Source organism: Phytopseudomonas straminea (genome assembly GCF_900112645.1).
GTDB lineage: Bacteria > Pseudomonadota > Gammaproteobacteria > Pseudomonadales > Pseudomonadaceae > Aquipseudomonas > Aquipseudomonas straminea.
The window spans coordinates 91,119-107,430 of record NZ_FOMO01000004.1; the positions used below are offsets into that span (position 1 = coordinate 91,119).

17 protein-coding genes are annotated in these 16,312 nt (G+C 63.9%); 6 read left to right on the plus strand and 11 right to left on the minus strand.

Translation table 11 applies throughout. The features are described 5' to 3' along the window. Positions 1 to 16: 16 nt before the first annotated feature. From BM279_RS10940 to dinG, 7 genes are all read right to left on the minus strand, one after another. Positions 17 to 1,375, minus strand: a complete 1,359-nt coding sequence (locus BM279_RS10940; protein WP_093503652.1) for a GntP family permease — start codon at positions 1,373 to 1,375, stop codon at positions 17 to 19. Positions 1,376 to 1,514: 139 nt separating this feature from the next. Next, positions 1,515 to 2,621 (minus strand): sugar diacid recognition domain-containing protein, encoded by a 1,107-nt coding sequence (locus BM279_RS10945; RefSeq protein ID WP_093503654.1) that lies wholly within the window; start codon positions 2,619 to 2,621, stop codon positions 1,515 to 1,517. A 64-nt stretch (positions 2,622 to 2,685) separates the two neighbouring features. After that, positions 2,686 to 3,333 (minus strand): pyridoxamine 5'-phosphate oxidase, encoded by a 648-nt coding sequence (gene pdxH / locus BM279_RS10950; protein ID WP_093503656.1) that lies wholly within the window; start codon positions 3,331 to 3,333, stop codon positions 2,686 to 2,688. A 48-nt stretch (positions 3,334 to 3,381) separates the two neighbouring features. Continuing rightward, complete coding sequence (locus BM279_RS10955) at positions 3,382 to 4,233, minus strand: OmpA family protein (RefSeq protein ID WP_093503658.1); 852 nt, start codon at positions 4,231 to 4,233, stop codon at positions 3,382 to 3,384. Between the two features lie 92 nt (positions 4,234 to 4,325). Next, positions 4,326 to 5,471 (minus strand): serine hydrolase domain-containing protein, encoded by a 1,146-nt coding sequence (locus tag BM279_RS10960; RefSeq protein ID WP_093503660.1) that lies wholly within the window; start codon positions 5,469 to 5,471, stop codon positions 4,326 to 4,328. 50 nt (positions 5,472 to 5,521) lie between these two features. Next, positions 5,522 to 7,822 (minus strand): beta-agarase, encoded by a 2,301-nt coding sequence (locus BM279_RS10965; RefSeq protein ID WP_143103590.1) that lies wholly within the window; start codon positions 7,820 to 7,822, stop codon positions 5,522 to 5,524. 517 nt (positions 7,823 to 8,339) lie between these two features. Next, positions 8,340 to 10,484 carry an ATP-dependent DNA helicase DinG gene (gene dinG / locus BM279_RS10970; RefSeq protein WP_093503662.1) on the minus strand — a complete coding sequence of 715 codons (2,145 nt, stop codon included), beginning with the start codon at positions 10,482 to 10,484 and terminating at the stop codon, positions 8,340 to 8,342. Between the two features lie 238 nt (positions 10,485 to 10,722). On the opposite strand from dinG, the gene BM279_RS10975 reads away from it, so the two are divergent. Next, positions 10,723 to 11,184, plus strand: coding sequence for a CopD family protein (locus tag BM279_RS10975; protein ID WP_093503664.1), 462 nt, complete (start codon positions 10,723 to 10,725; stop codon positions 11,182 to 11,184). Between the two features lie 50 nt (positions 11,185 to 11,234). On the opposite strand, the gene BM279_RS10980 is transcribed toward BM279_RS10975, so the two are convergent. From BM279_RS10980 to BM279_RS23745, 3 genes are all read right to left on the minus strand, one after another. Continuing rightward, on the minus strand, positions 11,235 to 11,999 hold the full coding sequence (locus BM279_RS10980; protein ID WP_093503666.1) for a hypothetical protein: 765 nt from the start codon (positions 11,997 to 11,999) through the stop codon (positions 11,235 to 11,237). Next, the gene (locus BM279_RS10985) at positions 11,987 to 12,421 is read right to left on the minus strand and encodes a DUF1145 domain-containing protein (protein ID WP_244154156.1); all 435 of its coding nucleotides are present in this window, start codon (positions 12,419 to 12,421) and stop codon (positions 11,987 to 11,989) included. Before BM279_RS10985 ends, BM279_RS10980 begins: the two co-directional genes overlap by 13 nt. 66 nt (positions 12,422 to 12,487) lie before the next feature. Further along, entirely contained in the window at positions 12,488 to 13,123 is a 636-nt protein-coding gene (locus BM279_RS23745) for an OmpA family protein (protein WP_093503670.1), read from the minus strand. A gap of 163 nt (positions 13,124 to 13,286) precedes the next feature. Between BM279_RS23745 and BM279_RS10995 the strand changes: the two genes are divergently transcribed. After that, positions 13,287 to 13,784: a DUF6231 family protein gene (locus BM279_RS10995; protein ID WP_093503672.1), complete on the plus strand. Its 498-nt coding sequence runs from the start codon at positions 13,287 to 13,289 to the stop codon at positions 13,782 to 13,784. Between the two features lie 2 nt (positions 13,785 to 13,786). Further along, positions 13,787 to 14,269, plus strand: a complete 483-nt coding sequence (locus BM279_RS11000; RefSeq protein WP_093503674.1) for a YchJ family protein — start codon at positions 13,787 to 13,789, stop codon at positions 14,267 to 14,269. A gap of 9 nt (positions 14,270 to 14,278) precedes the next feature. Here BM279_RS11000 and BM279_RS11005 read toward each other — a convergent pair whose 3' ends face one another. Continuing rightward, a complete protein-coding gene (locus BM279_RS11005) occupies positions 14,279 to 14,848 on the minus strand; it encodes a hypothetical protein (protein WP_093503676.1) in 570 nt (189 codons plus the stop codon). A gap of 197 nt (positions 14,849 to 15,045) precedes the next feature. On the opposite strand from BM279_RS11005, the gene BM279_RS11010 reads away from it, so the two are divergent. Genes BM279_RS11010 through BM279_RS11020 form a run of 3 tightly spaced genes read left to right on the plus strand, consistent with a single transcriptional unit; the run spans position 15,046 to position 16,191 of the window. Further along, positions 15,046 to 15,543: an LEA/WHy family protein gene (locus BM279_RS11010; RefSeq protein WP_093503678.1), complete on the plus strand. Its 498-nt coding sequence runs from the start codon at positions 15,046 to 15,048 to the stop codon at positions 15,541 to 15,543. 5 nt (positions 15,544 to 15,548) lie between these two features. Continuing rightward, entirely contained in the window at positions 15,549 to 15,749 is a 201-nt protein-coding gene (locus tag BM279_RS11015; RefSeq protein WP_093503680.1) for an SEC-C metal-binding domain-containing protein, read from the plus strand. After that, a complete protein-coding gene (locus BM279_RS11020) occupies positions 15,739 to 16,191 on the plus strand; it encodes a DUF2489 domain-containing protein (protein ID WP_093503682.1) in 453 nt (150 codons plus the stop codon). The genes BM279_RS11015 and BM279_RS11020 overlap by 11 nt, the downstream gene beginning before the upstream one ends. The last annotated feature ends 121 nt before the right edge of the window (positions 16,192 to 16,312 follow it).

Here is a 16,312-nt window from a genome sequence, read left to right on the forward strand (position 1 = left end):
CCCCGATTGAATAGCTTTACAGCAGAACCAGGCTCAGCAGCCAGACGGTGATGATGCCGACCACACCCTGAATCAGCGTGGCCATGGTTTGTGCCCGGTAGGCGACGGCCACCGGCATGCGACTGAACTGGGTGACCACCCAGAAGAAGCTGTCGTTGGCGTGGGAAACCGTCATGCCGCCTGCGCCAATGGCCATCACGGTCAGCACGCGACCCATTTCGCTATCCAGGCCCAGCTGGCCGAGCAGCGGCGCGACCATCGCCGAGGTGGTCACCAGCGCCACGGTGGTGGAGCCCTGAGCGGTCTTCAGCGCAGCGGCGACCAGGAACGGCATGAACAGACCGACGCCCAGAGCGGACAGCGTGGTGCCCAGGTAATTACCCAGTGGCGTGGCGCTGAGCACGGCGCCAAAGGCGCCCCCTGCCCCGGTGATCAGAATGATCGGCGCTGCCGAGACGATGCCCTCGGATACCCGGTCATGCAGATTCTGGCGCTTGCCGTTGCCCTTGAGCAGGGTGGAAGCCAGGGCGAGACCAACCAGCAGCGCCATCACCGGATGGCCGAGGAAGCTCAGCACGCTCAGCAACGTGCCATCGCCCAGAGGCCGGCTCGGGAACACCGCGATAGAGCCCAGGCAGATCAGCAGAATCGGCACAAATATCGGTGCGAAGGCCTGGGTCGCGCTGGGCAGCGTGCCGTACTGAGCACGCAGCGCCGCGAAGTCTTCGCTGCCGGGCATAGGCGTGCCGTCATCTTCCAGGGCGATGTCCTTACCGATAAAGCGGTTGGCCCACAACATGCCGGCCAGCGCGGTGACCAGCGCCACCACCAGACCGACGGCGATAACCAGCCCCAGGCTGGAACCCAGACCAAGGTTGCCGGCCGCGGCGATCGGCCCCGGCGTCGGCGGCACGAAGGTGTGCGTGGCGTAGAGACCGGTCGCCAGGGCTACGCTCATGGCGATCACCGAGACCTTCATGCGCGCCGCCAGGGCGTTTTTCAGGGAGTTGAGAATGACGTAACCCGAATCGCAGAACACCGGGATCGACACCAGGTAACCGATGATCGACATGGTCAGCGTCGGGAAGCGTTCGCCGAGCAGCTTGATCACCGTTTCGGCCATAGTGATCGCCGCGCCGCTGCGCTCGAGAATCACCCCGATGATGGTGCCGAGCACTATAACGATACCGATATTGCCCAAGATGTTGCCGAAGCCCGTGGCAACCGTCTTGAGAATGTCCTGATGAGGCAGTTGATAGGCGAAGCCGGCGAGCACCGCAGCCGCCAGCAGCGCGAGAAAGGGATGCAGCTTGAGACGCGTCGTCGACACCACGATAAAGGCGATGAGTGCGACCAGGATCAGAACCAGAGCCATGTGGTTTCCTCTTGTTGTTATAGGAGTTTCCAAGTGCCCGGCATTGTCACTCAGGACCTGCAGGCTTAACCCTGTTCACCCGCACAACGGCAGAGGGAAAAGTACGATCAACTCCTGTGCAAGCGCATCAACCACAGGCTCAGCTCGGCTCGATCAGCCCCAGGCCCAGGGATAACTGCAGACGCCGGTCCAGGCGCGTCAGCTCGACGCCGCTCAGCTCGGCAATACGGTCGAGGCGATAGCGCAAGGTATTGCGGTGAATGCCCAGGGCATCGGCGCAGCTCTGCACCTGGCCGTCATGGGCGCACCAGGCCTCGAGGGTGGCGCGCAGTACGCCGTTGGCGTCCTGAGCCAGCACCTTCTTCAACGGTGCCAGCCAGCCCTGCAGCAACCAGCTGTGGCGCTGGGCGTGCAGCAAGGTCGCCAGGCGATGTTCTTCGAGGGCCAATACGCGCAACGCCGGATGCCGCGCCGTGGCGAAGGCCTGCAGATCGCGCAGCGCCAGACAGGCCTGACGCAGCTGCTCGAGGGACTGCACCGGATCGCTGACCAGCAGCCGCGTCACGCCCCAGCTCCGCTCGTCCGCGACGTCCAGCCAATGCTGATCATCCTGCCCCGCCATCAGCGGACGACACCAGAGCAGCTCGCGCATGCCCAGCGGTGCAGCAAGGTGTTCCTTCTTACCGGCCAAGGCCCCGAGCAGCCGAGCCTGCTGCACCAGGGGCTCGCCCTGCTCCTGCAACTCCAGCAGGCAAACCTGACGTGGCCAGCCTAGTGCCAGCCCCTGCCGCTCGGCATCCGCGGCCAGCGTCGAGACGCTGGCCGCCGGGTCGAACAGCTGGCGCAGCCAGGCATCGAGCTGGTGCCGCTGCCAATGGCGCTCGGCCTGCACCTGACGCTGCTCGACCAACATCTCCGCGGCCATGCGCACCAGTTCGGCATAGGGCCGTACCACCTCGGGATCGCCGGTGATGCCCAGCACGCCGATCAACTCGTCGGCATGCAGCAGCGGCAGATTCACGCCCGGGCGAACGCCGCGCAGACAGGCGGCGGCCTGCTCGTCGATTTCTACCACTCGGCGGTTGGCCAGCACCAACTGGGCACCTTCATGACGGGTATGCAAACGCGCCGGGTCGCCGCTGCCGATGATCATGCCCTGGGCGTCCATCACGTTGATGTTGTACGGCAGGATGGCCATGGCGCGGTCGACGATGTGCTGCGCCAGGGTGGAGTCGAGTTCGAGCATGGGCGGGCCTGGTGATTGGAGTCGACGGTTCAGACCAGGCCGGCACCAGGGCCGGCCACAAAACTCAGGGAGCCAGGCGCTGGCGCAGCCAGGCTTCGCCGTTGAGCCGATAGTCGAGGCGGTCGTGCAGACGGCTGGCACGGCCCTGCCAGAACTCGATGCGCTCGGGCAGCAGGCGGTAGCCGCCCCAATGCGGCGGGCATTCAGGCGCTTGGTCGGCGAAGCGTCGCTCGGTTTGTGCCAGCAGGCCTTCCAGCTCACCGCGATCATGAATCACCCGGCTCTGCGGCGAGGCCCAGGCGCCGAGGCGGCTGCCCAGCGGGCGCACCTGGAAATAGGCGTCGGACTCGGCAGCTGTGACCTTTTCGACCCGCCCTTCGATGCGCACCTGGCGCTCCAGGGTCGGCCAGAAAAAGGTCAATGCGGCAAAGGGATTGGCCTGCAGCTGCTCGCCCTTGGCGCTCTGGTAATTGCTGAAGAAAGTGAACCCTTGCTCATCCAGGCCCTTGAGCAGCAGCACACGACAGTGCGGCCGGCCTTCGCCATCGACGGTCGCCAGGGTCATGGCGTTGGGTTCCACGGGGGGCTGCTCAGTTTTCACCGCATCGGCGAACCAGCTTCTGAACAGCGCGAGAGGCTCAAGCGGCGCCTGATCCTCGCTCAACCCGTCACGGGTGTAATCACGGCGCATGTCGGCCAGGGTCTGAGTCATGAGAAAGCTCTCGAAAGCGGCAAAGACCCTAGCTTAACGGTACGGATCTTATTTGGCTTGATCTGCGGCAACCACTTTCTTGGCATCGGCCAGCTTGGTGGTGCTCTTGTCGGCCGATTTGTCAGCGGTTTTCGCCACGGCCTTGGCCGCTGGTTTCGCTGCTGGCTTGGCCGCTGCCTTGGGTTTGGCCTTTGCAGGCGCCTTGGCTACGGCTTTGGCTGCCGGCTTGGCAGTAGCTTTGGCAGCCGGTTTCTCGGCAGGCTTGTCCGCCGGCTTTTCGGCAGCAGCCACAGCGGTGGCGGCAGCAGGCGCCGGATCTGGCGTGCTGTACTTGGCTATCAGCGCCTGTAGGGTGTCCTGACGGGTCAGGAGGATTTCCACCCGGCGGTTCAGTTCACGGCCATTGGCGCTATCGTTGGCAGCACGCGGCATGTCCGGGCCCATGCCCTTGACCATCAGACGGTCCTGTTTGAGGCCGCTTAGGCGGAAGATGGCGGTGAAGGCACGAGCGCGCTCAAGGCTAAGGGAGCGATTGGTATCCAGCGCGCCGCTGCTATCAGCGTGGCCGAGTACCAGCACACCGACCTTGCTGTCTTTCTCCATTACCTTGGCCACCCGGGTGATCGGGCCCAGGGTGACAGGCAGCAGCATGCCAGGGCGATCCGGGTTGAAGTTGCCCTTGACCGGCGCGGTGACCACCAGCAGGTTCTCGCGACGCTCCATCTCGAAGTTGCTGTCCTTGATCGCTTCGCGCACCAGCGGCTCGTATTCATCCAGCCAGGCCTGGGTAACTTCCGGCGGTGGCATGGGGACCGGCTTGGGATCTTCCTTCTTCTCGAACAGGGAGCAACCTGTCAGCAGTACGCAAAGCGCCAGTGCGCAAGTCTTGTAGGAAAGCATCGGTTCATCCACTAAGTAATCGGTCGTAGTCACCCGGGCAACCCGGAGTCAGCAGCTAAAAGCGTTATTGCGCAGGCGGTTATGCGCGGTTCCTAGAAACACTCGCATAAGATACCCGCAAGTTTCTGTGCCCGCGGATCCATTAAGACGAACGGCCCCAGGTTATTCGTAACAAACCCCACAGCCACGTCCCGTTCCGGATCGGCGAAACCTGTGGTGCCGCCCGCGCCGGGGTGGCCGAAGGCGCCCTTGCCCATTCCGTAGGTAGCATTGGCGACGGTGGGCTGGTCGAGCATGCAGCCCAGACCGAAACGCGTCGGGGTCAGCAACGTTCTGTCCTCACCGACACTGTGTTCGCGGGTGAGTTCAGCCAGCAGCTCGCTGTCGAGCAGGCTGCCATCAAGCAGGCCACTGTAGAAACCGGCCAGGCTACGGGCGTTGCCATGGCCATTGGCCGCTGGCTGCTGCATGCGTCGCCACTCTGGTTTGTTAGTGCTGGTCATGATCGACGGCGGATTGGTGAACGCCCGGGTGGTCATGGCCTGGGCATCGGTCATCATGGTCTTGAGCATGCGCTGAGCTGCCGCATCGCCCATATTGCCCTTGCCACGGCTGATGGTGGCGACGCGGTGAAATTCCTCGTCGGCCAAACCAACGTGAAAATCCAGGCCTAGCGGCTTGGCGGTACGGGCAACGATCGACTCACCCGGGCCGCGACCCTCGACGCGGCGCAGCAGCTCGCCGATCAGCCAGCCGAAGGTGATCGGCGCATAACCATGCCCCTCGCCCAGCGGCCACCAGGGCGCCTCGGCGGCCAGTGCGTCGGTCATGGTCTGCCAGTCGTAGAGAGCTTCGGCAGGCAGATTCGCGCGAATCGCCGGCAGCCCGGCCTGATGGCAAAGCAGATGGCGCACGGTAATGCGCTCCTTGCCGGCGGCGGCGAACTCGGGCCAGTAGCGAGCCACTGAAGCGTCGAGCTCCAGTTTGCCTTCGGCTACCAGTTGCAGCGCGGTGACCGCGGCGAAAGGCTTGGTGCAGGAGAACAGGTTGAGGATGGTATCGCTATACCAGGCCTCTTGGCCGTCCTTGTCGGCGACCCCGGCCCAGATATCCACCACGGTTTCCCCGCCTACCTGCACGCACAGCGCGGCGCCGCGCTCCTGCGGGTCATCGAACAGCGCGGCGAAGGCCTCCTTTACCGCTTCGAATTTGAGGTCGAAGTAACCCTGAATCTGCACTGACGGCTCCTGCTTCAAATAAAAGCGCCAGCAGGGCTGGCGCGTACGGATTAAGGCTTGGCTTCAGCCGCCGGGGCGTCGCCCTCGGCAGCCGGCGCGGCCTCGGGCGCCGCCTCTTGCGAAGGTGCTGCGTCCTCTTTGGACGGAGACTCCTGAGCAGGCGCGGCACCCGTTTTGGGCGCGGGCTCCTTGGCGGCCTGCTCGAGTACCAGCGGTGGCACGGTCAGGTTGGCCTTGCGCACGGCGCTGACAAAGCCATCCCACGGCCGATCGGTGATCGCCACCAGGCCCAGGTGACCGTTCTCGCCATCGAGCAGGCGCCCGGTGACTGGCTGATCCAGATACTGGAACCAGTGCACACCGACGATCTGCGGTTCTTCCAGGGCCTTCTTCAGGAAGTTGGCATAGGCCGGGCCACGCTCCTCCTCCTTGTACACCTCGGCGACGCCGCCCCAGAAAGGGCCGCGGTCGCGGGAGCCAAAGTGGAACTCGGTGACCAGCAGCGGCTTGTCGAGCTTGCGCAGGGCTTCGAAGTCGTAACCCTGCTGCGGCTCGCGGGTATAGAAGTTGAAGCTCAGCACGTCGCAGTACTGGGCGCAGGCCTCCACAGCCTCGGGAATGCTCGCCGAGAAACGGCCGCCGAGCAGCAGGTGGTTCGGCGTATGCCATTCCAGCGAATCGTCGATGGTCTTGAAGTAGGTATCGGCGAACAGACGCAGGAAGCGCTGCATGTCGGCTTCGATGGCCGGGTACTCAGGATTGATCGGTGGCGCCTGGAAGCCCGGATCCTCCATCAGCTCCCACGCTTTGAGGTCGATACCCCAGGCCTTGGACAGGCCTTCCTGGTTGCGGTACTTGTCGCGCAGCTGCTTGAGGAAGGCGCGCTTGGCCGGCACGTCAGTGGTCAGGCGCAGCGTGGCGTAAGCCAAGGCGTAGCGCGACAGCGGATCATCAGCCGGGCCGGCCCAGGCCAGCTCGTTGTCGGCGTAGTAACCGATCACCCAGGGATCGTCGCGATGGCCACGGGTGGCGATGGCAATGGCACGTTCGGCGGCCATGGCGAAACGTGGATCGAAGGGGTCGGGCATGCCGCCCCACCAGTCCACGCCAGTGCTGATGGTGGCGTAGTCACCATGGATCGACAACGGAATGCTGTACGGCATGCGTTTGTCTTCGGCGAACTCGTTGTCGCTCCAGTTACCCAGGGTATTGAAGCCCCAGGCTTGCAGGCGATTCTGCGCGCGCTCGCGCCACGCCTTGGCATCCTGAGCGCCATAGGTGCGCTGCAGGTTGGCGGCGTAGAAGTCGTACCAGCGGCCCTTGTCGAAGTCGCGGCCGCGGTTGGCGCCAGTGTCGGACTCGTTACTGGCACTGCCGTAGAACGCGGCGAGCGGCTCGCCCTCGGCCGGCAACGCGCTGAACATGATCTCGCGGCCTTCGACGTAGGTCTGGCTCTGCGAGCCGGTCACGGTGTTCACACCCAGCGAGTAGAAGGGATTGCCCTCCGGCGTGACCAGGAACCAGCGGGCACCGCGCTTCTCGGTACGGAAGAAACCGGTGGCCTCGAACGACGGGCCGCCGATCCAGCCGCCGTACATGTCCTGCTTGGGACGGCCGGCCTGCCAGGCTTGCAGCTGCTTGTCTTCCTGGGCCATGCCCTGGCGCAGCTGCTCGTCGTTCTTGATCTTGCCCGGCCAGTCGCGTCGGGTGTACTGGCCGTAGCCATCGACGATACCGCGATAGGCCTGCTCCAGATCGCCGCTGCCGCGCACACCGAAGCGGCCCAGCAGGATGTTTTGCGTGGCCTGGGGGTTGGGGATCGACAGGGTGACGGCGGAGACGTTCTTGACGTCGATCTCGCCATTGACGGTTTCCGCCAGCAGCAGCAGGCGGCCGTCGTAACGCCAGGGCATCGGCGCACCGGCGCGCATGCCTTGGGCACGCGGCGAGGTGGCGCCCAGCGGGATCAGCAATGTCTGCGCCGGGCCGGCCGGCAGGGCGATCTGGGTGGTCAGCCGCTTGCCGTCGGCGCTTTCGATGGTGACGTCCAGGGTCAGCGCCCAATCCATGGCGTTCTGCACGCGCAGGCTCATGGCGTTGGCCTGGGACCAGTCCCAACTGCCGTTTTGCGGAGTCAGGCGCAGGGTCGGGCGCTCGCCCGGATTGAAGGTCACACGGCGCAGGATCTCGCCCTGGGCGGCGCTTTCCGCGGTCACGCTGGGCAGGTAGGCGTTGTCGCCGGAGACCTGAACCGCGTCCATGGGACGCACGAAGTTGAACAGTTCCTGGCGATCGGCAGCAACGCCCAGCGTCGGCAGGCCGAGCAGCGTCACCAGCGCCAGGCGCCTCATCGCCAATGGATGTCGAGGACGGGCTGCAGCGATGCACAGTGACAGAACTTTGGTGACCAGACCGGCGGGTGCGTGCGCGTCGCACTGCCCCGAACGATCGGCCGACAGCAGCCAGGTGTTGACCTTCAAGACCCCTTCTCCCCGCAACTCGACGCCAAATATGAGTGCCCGCGACAGTCCCGTCACAAGCCTTTTGCTGCGTCTTAAACGCGCAGGCGCAATAGTGCGACAGATGGGGGCTCTACCGCAAAGCCCGCATGTCCGATGACTGACTTGCGGAGCGTTTTTTTTCGTCGAGGGGGGCGCGGCGGGAGACGAGGGTCTGTTCCCGCTTCAGCGCGAGCCGCGTTGCCGCGAGAAATGGCCTCCGGCTAGGCGCAACCCACAAGGCCGGGCCAATTTTTGCGCGATGCGGCGTTACTCGATGGCTCATTTGGCCTGCCAAACTTCGCACCTCGTGCCTTGCCTCGCGCAAAAACTGGATCCGGCGCGGCCGTGCGTGAAGCGGGAACAGACCCTAGCTGATTTCCCGCCGGAACGGCGGAAGCGCATTGAGAATCGCCTTGCCATAGCGCTGGGTCACCACGCGGCGATCCAGCAGCGTAATGGTGCCGCGGTCCGCCTCGGTACGCAGCAGGCGCCCGCAGGCTTGCACCAGGCGCAGCGAAGCATCGGGCACGGCGATTTCCATGAACGGGTTGCCACCACGCGCTTCGATCCATTCGGCCAGCGCGGCCTCGACCGGGTCGTCCGGCACGGCAAAGGGAATCTTGGCGATCACCACGTGCTCGCAGTATGCGCCCGGCAGGTCGACGCCCTCAGCGAAACTGGCCAGGCCGAACAACACGCTCTCCTCGCCGCTGTCGACCCGCGCCTTGTGCTTGTTGATGGTTTCCTGCTTGGACAGGTTGCCCTGGATGAATACGCGCTTGCGCCAGTCGCGCTCCAGGCCGTCGAACACGTCCTGCATCTGCCGGCGCGAGGAGAACAGCACCAGCGTGCCGCGCGAGCCCTGCACCAGATCGGGCAGCTCGCGGATGATTGCCGCGGTGTGCTCGGCGGCGTTGCGCGGATCGGCCTTGAGATCCGGCACCCGCAGCACCCCGGCGTCCGCGTGGTGGAACGGGCTTGGCACCACTGCAGTGGCCGCTACCTTGGGCAGGCCGGCGCGCATGCGGTAACGGTCGAAGGTGCCCAGTGCGGTCAGCGTGGCCGAGGTGACCAGCGCGCCATAGGCGACGCTCCACAGGTTGCGGCGCAGGGTTTCGGCGGCAAGGATCGGGCTGGCGTTGACTTCGATGTCAAACAGCGCGCCGCTCTCGGCCAGGGTCAGCCAGCGCGCCATGGGCGGGCTGTCTTCGGGATCTTCGCTGGTGAACGCCAGCCACAGCTCCCAGGTGCCTTGGGCCCGTGCCAGCAGACTGCCGAACAGCGGGTACCACTCCTCGGCCTGATGGCTGGCGATACCGATGCTGGTCTCGCCGTCCATGGCCTCCTTGAGCTTCTCGGTCACCCCGGTAAACAGGTCGTTGAGCTTGGAAAAGCCCTTCTTCAATTCCAGGCCCAGCTCGATCAAGTGCTCGGGCACCACGCCGCCGACGAAACGGTGACGCGGGCGCTCACGCCCTTCCATGTCCTCGCCAGGCTTGAAGTCGGCCACCTGCTCGCAAGCGCTGAACATGAATTGCTGATGGGTCTTGAGCTCGCGGGCCAGCTCCGGCACCTGCTCGATCAGCCGCCCGAGATCACCGGGCAGCGGGTGCTGGGCCAGGAGCTTGGTGAGGTTCTTGGCGATCTGCTCCAGCCAATCGGCCGTGGAACGCAGCCGGGTGAAGTGGGCGAAATGGCCGATGGCTTTGTCCGGCAGGTGATGGCCTTCGTCGAAAACGTACAGGGTGTCGCGCGGGTCAGGCAGCACCGCGCCGCCACCGAGGGCGAGATCGGCCAGCACCATATCGTGGTTGGTGACGATCACGTCGACCTTGCCCATGCCTTCGCGGGCCTTGTAGAAGGTGCATTGTCCGAAATTCGGGCAGTGGCGGCCGGTGCACTGGCTATGATCGGTGGTCAATTGCGCCCAACGGCTGTCTTCCAGTTCCTGGGGCCAGCTGTCGCGGTCGCCGTCCCATTTGTTGCCGGCAAGCTTCTCGATCATGCTGGTGAACAGCTTCTGGCCTTCCTCATCGACATCGATGCGAAAGCCTTCTTCCTCGAACAACTGCGCCGTGGAGCTCTGCGCCTGGCCTTCCTGCAGCAACACGTCGAGCTTGGACAGACACAGATAGCGGCCTCGGCCCTTGGCCAGGGCGAAGCTGAAATTCAGGCCGCTGTTGCGCATCAGGTCGGGCAGATCCTTGTGCACGATCTGCTCCTGCAGCGCCACGGTGGCGGTGGCCAGCACCAGGCGTTTGCCCGCCGCTTTAGCGGTGGGGATGGCAGCCATGCAGTAGGCCACGGTCTTGCCGGTACCGGTGCCGGCCTCGACGGCCACCACGGCCGGGTCACCGAGGCGACGCCCTTCATCGTCGGTCTTGATGGTACCCAGCACCTTGGCCACCTCGGCGATCATCAGGCGCTGCCCATAGCGAGGCTTGAGGCCCTTGGCTTCGAGAAAACGGGTGTAGGCGCCCTGAATCTGGGCCTTGAGTTCGGTGCTGAGCATTAAGGATCTTGACTACGAAAAGGCTGGATATATTTTCAGTATTCGAAAACGGCCGCTATCATAACGCGCCTATCGCCTGCGTGCTGACTCGCTTGCCTGCTCCCGATGAAGCGCACGACTTGCAAGCCGCCGGGCCCGACTTCTGAAATCGATCAACGTGAGGCGCAGCCGCGCCTTGAACAACCTGGATGGCCAAACGGCGTCCCGAGGTGATCAGTTGAAATACCGGAGCGCCTGAATGCCACCTTATTCCCCTCTGTACACCTTGCACCTGTTGGCGGCGCTGATCTGGGTTGGCGGCATGTTCTTCGCGTGGATGGTGCTGCGCCCGGCCGCCGGCACTCTGCAGGTGCCGGAGCGCCTTACCTTGTGGCTTGAGGTGTTTCGCCGCTTCTTCGTGTGGGTGTGGATCGCCGTCGTGGCGCTGCCGATCACCGGCGTGGGCATGCTGCACATGGGCTTCAGCGGTTTCGATGGTGCGCCGCGTTACGTTCACGTAATGATCGGCCTGTACCTGGCGATGCTGGCGCTGTTCCTACGCATTCAGGCGCTGCAACTGCCGGCCATGCGCCGCGCGGTGGAAGCGCAGGACTGGCCGGCAGCCGGTGCGGGGCTGGGCCGTATCCGCCGGCTGGTCGCCTTCAATCTGCTGCTTGGTCTAAGCGTGGTATCGCTCGCAGCAGCGCGCCCCAGCCTCTGACGGCAGCTTGAAGCACTAATAAAGAAGGGCCTCTACAGGCCCTTTTTCATTCAGAAGCGTACTATGTCCAGCCGCCCCGCCTGACCGGCCTCGCCAGGCCGGCCGGGTACACCAGAACGGCCATCGAGGCCGGCGCTGGTGCTGTAGATCCAGCAGCCCTTGCTCGCACCGCCGCTGCCGGCATTGCCTGCCGTGCCGGCAAGCCCGCCTGCTCCGCCATCCAGGCGCGCCTGTAGATGCTCGACCGGAAAGTCGCTGGGTACTTCCAGACGAATCTGGCCACCGGACGCCCCTGGATGACCATCGCTGCCATCCTGACCGTCATAGCCTCCGCTGGCCTGACCCCAGGCGCAGCCGCCAGGCTTGCCATCGGCGCCGTCCAGGCCAGCGTAACCCGCTGCACCACGACCACCACGAGCGTCGAGTACCCAGGGCTCGGTGGTTACCGATTTCATGCGGATGACCAGCGTGCGCCCAGGCAGCGCGGCCCGCTGCGCAGTACCAGGCGCACCCGGTGCATTGATCTGTGCACCGGCGGCGATGTCGCCGGTGCCGATATCCAGCAGCAGACGTTCGGTTGAAGGCGCGACAGCGATCTGCGCATCGTGGCCCAGATACAGCTCACCGATATGCAACTCGCTGACCCCGGCGGGAATCAGCAGCGTACCGCGCTCGGCAATGGCCACGCGGTCGAGCTGTAGCACGCTGCCATGGGCAGGCAGACGGGTCATGTGGTTGGAATCGACTTCGATGACGGCCGCAGCCATCGCAGCCAGCGGGCAGCACAAGGCCGCCGCCAGGATCAGCTTGCGCATGGGACGGCCTCCTCGACACTCGCCGACGCTGGAGTCGCCATTGTTTCCGGCGCGGACTCAGGCTCAGCCTTTACCTCAGCCACAGCACTTGGCAGCGACCAGATATGAAAGATGCCGAAGGCCAGAACCTTGGCTCGCTCGATGGTCAGCTGCGGCTGCGTACCGAGCTCGGCCTTGAACAGTGCCAATTCGGCCAGATGCAGGCCCAGCATGGCCATGCCGGCTACGTTCAGCAGCTGCGCGAAGGGTTGCGCGAACGGGGAGATTAGATTGGCCAGCACGACGCACCAGAACAGTGTCGCCAGCAGTTTGCCCAGCCTCGTGATAGTTTTCATTGCCCGCCCCACCCCACTCGTTATGTGCGGCACATTACTGCGTTTACGGGCTGGGAAATAGAGGGTCAAACCAAAAACGGTGTCCATTGCGTAACACCCTACTCCTGACCGACCCGAGGGCCGGCCAGGATGCTCACGAAGATCGAGTCAGGCTTATGGCCGGGCTTCGACTTCCGCTTCCACACGACGGTTGATCGCACGGCCTTCTTCGGTAGCGTTGTCGGCAACCGGACGGCTTTCACCGTAGCCGACTGCGTTCACGCGGGTACCGCCCACACCGTACTGGTTGACCAGCACTTCACGCACGGCATTAGCACGGCGCTCGGACAGTTTCTGGTTGTAGGCGTCGGTACCAACGGAGTCGGTATGGCCTTCAACCACGGTGGTGGTTTGCGGGTATTGCTTCATGAAATCAGCCAGGCTCTGGATGTCGCCCATGCTTTCCGACTTGACTTGCGCCTTGTCGAAATCGAACTTGACGTCCAGCTCTACACGTACGGCTTCGGCAACCGGCTCTGGTGCGACAGGTTCCTCGACCATTACGGTTTCTTCTACCACTGCCACTTGCTGATCGTCAGCACCATGAACCCAGCAATAAGCTGCTGCCATGCCGGCGCCGACAACGGCACCACCACCCGCCCAGGCCGAGCTTTCGATAGCACCCAGAGCCGCGCCACCCACGCCGCCCACGGCAGCACAGGTCGGCCAGTCGGATTTCTGGACGCCAGCGCAGCCCGTCAGAAAGGTGGACGCAATGATCAGGGGTACCGCTTTCCTTGTAATACTCATATGCAAGTCTCCTAATGGGAATCGGCGCAAAAACCGACACTCTGGATTAAAGACGCCCGCTTTTAAATCTGCCAGACAGCACTACGACATCACTGTCGGCCGAACAGTTCTAGTTGAATGTGAGCATGCGCGGTAGTCTGTCGTGATCGCTTCGAGGTTTCTGATGACTCAGATCACATCCCCCCGTACCCCCCAACAATCGTTGGCCGCTCTACTACAACGCTATGCGCCCGCCAGGCTGCTTTTGGTGAGTGCCAGCGAACAACCCGCAATAAATGCTTTTCAGCAGGCGCATCCGCACACTTTTGTCGCTCACGCAGTCCCCGGCAATCTTGATAGTGACCTGGCAAGCCAGCGTTTCGACCTAGCGGTAGTAGTGGACTGCCTGGAACACCTGCCGCGCCGGGACGGCCTGCAATTGCTCGGTGGTATCCGCAACCTCAATGCCAGCCGCATGGCGGTGCTGGTCGACCTATCGGCCTGCCGCTGGCAGGACACCGACTTCTACGCGCTGGCGCTGCAGGTCAGTGAACGCTTCGCACGCGACGAGCAGGTCCTGAGTCTGTTCACCTATGACCTGCTTGAATACAAACAGGCGCCCGACTGGCTGAACGCCAAGTTTTGGGCCAACCCGGAGAATTTTGGCAAGTACTGGTGGTAAGCATGAAACCCGACGCGACTTCAAGTGGCTGCCCGTGCGGTAGCGGCGACTCGCTCGCCGATTGCTGCGGGCGTTATCACGAGGGCGCCGCTGCGCCTTGTGCGCAAAGCCTGATGCGCTCTCGTTACAGCGCCTACGTGCTGGGCAATGTGGATTATCTGGTGGCGACCTCGCTGCCGGCGCAACAGGCAAAGCTGGACGTGGACGGCATTCGCGCCTGGAGCCTGCAGAGCACCTGGCTGGGCCTGGAGGTTGAGCACTCGGAATTGCTCGGCGGCCAGCCCGAACATGCGCGAGTGACCTTCGTGGCACGCTGGCACGATGCCGATGGCGAGCACAGCCATCGCGAACGCTCGGCCTTCGTGCAGAACGGCGGCCGCTGGTATTTCATCGACCCGACCGTGGGTTTGCAGGCGGGTCGCAACGATCCATGCCCCTGCGCCAGCGGCCAGAAATTCAAGAAGTGCTGCGCGACCTATCTGTAGCGGCGGATCTCACAGTAGCTTGAGGTGCGAGGTATCCGGCGCAGGCGTGGCCGGTGCCGCCTTGGCCTGGCCCATGTCGCTGCCTACCGGCGCCAGGCTGAATGCGGAGAGATCCAGATTCGGCGCTGCCACCTCGGCCTTGCCATCCTGCAGATCGGCGCCTAGGGCGGCCACACCGAAATCCGGTGCGTCCACGTCCGCAAACGCGGCCATATACTCATCCCGCGGCGCGACGACCAGGCGGCTAGTGGGTTGCGCCGAGGTCTGGCTGACCGGAGCAGCCGGCGGTGGCGGCGGTGGCGGCGGTGGCGGCGGTGGCGGCGCCAGCTCGATTTCCTCGATGACCTGCGCTTCGGTATCGACCACCTCGACCCGAGCGCCAGCACGCTCCAGCGTGCTGCGGTACTTTTCCGCGGAGGCTTCGTCCAGATTGTTTTTGATCACCACGCGGCGCCCGGAAAACAGTTGGGCGATTCGCTGGGCGTCGGCCTGGAACAGCTTTGCCAAGTTCGCCTGAACCGCTTCCAGCTGAGCGCCGGGCACCAGTTCACCGGAAAATGCGATTTCGTATCGCGCCATCATCCCTTCCTTCTTGTCAGCTCGCCGCGCCATTTCGGCCACGGCAATAAAACCTAAATGCATGCAGGCCAGTATGACGCAGCTTTTTGCGCACACACGAGTGACAGTCGGCATTTTCCTCACGGCCAATCACGCGCGACAGCATTAGGGCAGTAACGCCGTCTCTTGTTACACTGAGGCCTCGAACGGAGTATGAAATGTTTTCTCGGGCGCAAATGATAAGAATTCTTAGCCTAATGGTATTCCTGGGTATGGGCGCGGCACTCAGCGGCTGCTCGACCTGGTTCTCGGACAGCTTCAAGGATCCGGACGTACGCCTCGTCGACGTCAATGTGGTCAAGGCCAAGCTGCTCGAACAGCGCTTCATGCTGCGCTTTCGCATCGACAATCCCAATGACGTCAGCCTTCCGGTACGTGGCCTCGAATACGTGGTGCACCTGAACGACGTGCTGCTCGCCGATGGCGAATCGGAGGTCTGGTTCACCGTACCGGCCAATGGTCATCTGGAGTTCGACGTGCCAGTGCGCACCAACCTGTGGCGCCACGTACGCCAAGTGGTCAAGCTGCTGGAGAACCCCAATGAGCCGATTCGCTACCGCCTGCAAGGCCAGGTGAAAACCGGATTATTCTTCGGCCGCCGCGTGCACATGGCGCGCAATGGCGAGATAATTCCCGGCGATTATCTTCCGGAGTGACCCGCATGACCCAGCAACCCCACGTCCATGGCCCTGACTGCAACCACGATCACGACCATGATCATGGCCACCACGGCCACGTGCACGGCCCGCACTGCAACCACGCGCCTCAGGAGCCAGTGCGCAATTCCCTGAAGGACGTTGGCCGCAATGATCCCTGCCCATGCGGCAGCGAGAAGAAATTCAAGAAGTGCCATGGGGCTTGATCGCCTCCTGATTCTGCTTGCGGTACTGATCGTCGGCGCACTCGCCTTGTACGCGGCTCACCTCTGGCGCCAGGTCTGGGCCAGGCAGCATCAGCAGGCGCAAGTGCGCCTCGCGCAACGCCAGCGCCTGCATGATGATCTTCGTGTGCTGGCGAGCTCTCTGCTCGACGGCCAGCTGCCGCTGATCGAAGGCGCCATCCGCATCAAGGTGCTGCTCGACAATTACGATAGCCAGCTGAGCCTCATGCCCCAAGCCCAGGTATTCCAACGCCTGTACGACGCCACCGCCCATGTGCCGACCCACGCCGACTGGCAGGCCCTGAGCCGCATCGAACGTCGCCAGCACGAGGCGCGTTTTTCCGAGCTGACCGAGGCCCACCAGCAGCAGGCTCACGAGGCGGCACGCTGGCTGCTAGACACAGGACTGGCCGCCCGGCCATAAACCCACGTCGCATCGCCTCTCGCGCCACTTGCCAGGCGCCATGGGGCTCTCTACCTTTAGCGCCTTCGCGCCCGGGCGCCCGCCCACCACCCTCTCTATCCTTCAGGAGTCCGCCGCATGC